This window comes from Bacillus sp. 05T31, from assembly GCF_056396725.1.
In genome coordinates, this window is the sequence record NZ_JBFTMA010000634.1 from 1 (window position 1) to 2,639 (window position 2,639).

Annotated in this window: 2 protein-coding genes; one reads left to right on the forward strand and one right to left on the reverse strand. The window is 34.4% G+C overall.

Annotated features, from left to right (window positions below; all coding sequences use genetic code 11):
* Positions 1-827 (forward strand): TetR/AcrR family transcriptional regulator (locus AC1DJR_RS25585; protein WP_477003817.1); only part of this gene is annotated, 827 nt, incomplete at its 5' end.
* Positions 828-850: 23 nt separating this feature from the next.
* Here the strand turns inward: AC1DJR_RS25585 and AC1DJR_RS25590 are convergent.
* Positions 851-2,404: an ABC-F family ATP-binding cassette domain-containing protein gene (locus tag AC1DJR_RS25590; RefSeq protein ID WP_477003818.1), complete on the reverse strand. Its 1,554-nt coding sequence runs from the start codon at positions 2,402-2,404 to the stop codon at positions 851-853.
* Between the last annotated feature and the right edge of the window lie 235 nt (positions 2,405-2,639).

The following is a 2,639-nucleotide window of genomic DNA, read 5'->3' on the forward strand; positions in this document are numbered from 1 at the left end:
AACCGCATGTGGTATATCAAAAGGAGCTTTTTATAACCGCATGTGGTATATCAAAAGGAGCTTTTTATTTATATTTCAAATCAAAAGATGAGTTATTATTGGCCACACTTCGATATTATTATGACAAGATTCAGAAGAAAATGCTGGATATTGAAAAAGAATCTTTATTACCACGTGAAAAATTTGAAAAACAATTATATTGTCAGTTTACTGATGTGCAAAAACATAAAGAATTTATTATTATGCATGCAAGAGAAAATGCAATTCCGTTTAATAAAGAAGTAGAAGAGTTTATGATGAGGATGAAATTAGAGTCTCATGCATTTTATCGGAAGAGCTTACTGTCCATTTATGGTGAAAAGGTTATTCCATACTTGTTAGATCTAGTAATTATGGTGGAAGGGATATGCCGTGGGTATTTAGAATTAATTATTTTAAATGCACCAGAAATTGATTTGTCCTATGTCTCAGCTTTTATTTTAAAAAGGATAGACAATTTAGTAGAGGGGCTTCTAGAATCTTCGGAGGAACCTGTCCTACATGAAGAGAGACTAGGAGAATTTCTTTGTAGTTCCGAGCTTATTAAGGAACAGGTGAAGGAACATTTTCTAAGTGAAATTATTGTATTTAAACGAGCATTAGCTGATCAATTAGAAAATGATGAGTTACTTGTAACTTTAGATGTTTTAGAAGCAGAAATGAGATTGCAAAATCCAAGAATTCCAGTCATTAGAGGTATGCTTGCTAATTTAGCGGTATATCCTAGTTTAAATGAGTTTCGATTGAGGCTTACGGCATACTATAATATAAAAAATCCTTGCATATAGAACGCAAGGATTTTCTATTATAATTAAGAATTATTTTGTGACCATTCTTCAACATTCCAAGTTTTTGTAATCCAGCCTTCATAAAATTCTGGTTCGTGACATACAAGAAGGATTGTCCCTTTATATGCCTTCAGAGCTTTTTGAAGTTCTTCCTTTGCTGTAACATCAAGATGGTTTGTTGGCTCATCAAATAGGATCCAGTTACTTTCTTCACCCATTAACTTACATAAACGAACTTTTGCTTGTTCGCCACCACTTAATTGATTTAGCGGGCGAGAGATATGCTCATTTTTTAATCCGCATTTCGCTAACATTGCACGAACTTGATGTTGGTCCATGCTAGGGAATGTGTTCCAAACGTCATCAATTGGTGTTATATTATCAGCTTTTACTTCTTGCTCGAAGTATGCAGGCTCTAAGAAGTCACCAAGACTTGTTTTACCGCTTAAAGGTTTAATTTTTCCTAAAATCGTTTTTAGTAATGTTGATTTACCAACACCATTACAACCAACGATGGCAATTTTTTCACCGCGTTCAATTGTCATTGTTAGTTTTGGTAATAACGGATGTGTATATCCGATTTCTACATCTTCACCTTCAAAGACGAAACGGCTACTTGCACGACACTCTTTAAATGAGAACTCTGGCTTAATTGCTGTTTCAGGACGATCAATACGCTCCATGCGATCAAGTTGTTTTTGACGACTTTTTGCACGACCTGTCGTTGAATAACGAGCTTTGTTCTTTGCAATAAAGTCTTCCTGCTTTTTAATAAACTCTTTCTGTTTTTCATAAGCATTTATATGTTGATTTTTATTAATTTCGGCTAACTCTAGGAATTTTTCGTATGTCGCTGTATAGCGCGTCATTTTTGTAAATTCTAGATGGAAAATAACATCAACGCATTTGTTCATAAATTCCGTATCATGAGAAATTAATAAGAATGCATGTGGATATTCTTTTAAATAATTAGTTAACCAATGAATATGTTCAACGTCTAAATAGTTAGTAGGCTCATCGAGTAATAACACTTCTGGTTGCTCAAGTAATAGCTTTGCAAGTAATACTTTTGTACGTTGTCCACCACTTAGTGCTGAAACATCACGATCTAAACCGATTGCATCAATTCCAAGACCTCTTGCTGCCTCTTCGATTTTCATATCTAGTAAATAGAAACCACCTGCTTCGAGAGCATCTTGGATTTCTGCCATCTGCTCAAGAAGGTTCTCTAATTCTTCCGGTGTTGCCGTTCCCATTTTTTCTGCAACTTCATTTAAAGCTTTTTCTTTTTCAAATAAAGGTAAAAACGCGTCAGCTAATACATCACGAATTGTGCGACCAGGTGTTAAAATTGTATGCTGGTCTAAGTAACTGTAATTTGTACCAGGTGTCCATTCTACACGGCCTTCATCATGGATAAGTTGACCAGTAATAATATTCATAAATGTTGATTTACCAACACCGTTTGCACCGACTAATCCGACATGTTCTCCTGCTAGTAAACGCATGGATACATCTTTAAATAATGTGCGATCGCCAAATGTATGGCCTAGTTTTTCTACTGTTAATAAGCTCATAGTATCCTCCGTCCAACTTGAAATAGTACCTTGAATCATGATACTAAATTCTTGAGTATAATGCTATCCTTTCAAAATGTATATTTTTGCAAGATTAACATTGCATTGTTTATGGGAAAATATAGAGTGTAATTGAAAGATGTTTAATTACATTGTGGGATATGAAAAATGTCGTCGAGAAGAGCTGGTGTTATGAAGGAACAAAAGAAACGATTTTATATGTAGAGGGTAATAA

What these genes read in the sequence shown, in the direction of transcription:
- AC1DJR_RS25590 (WP_477003818.1), bottom strand. Translation starts at nt 2,404, where the DNA reads ATGAGCTTATTAACAGTAGAAAAACTAGGCCATACATTTGGCGATCGC.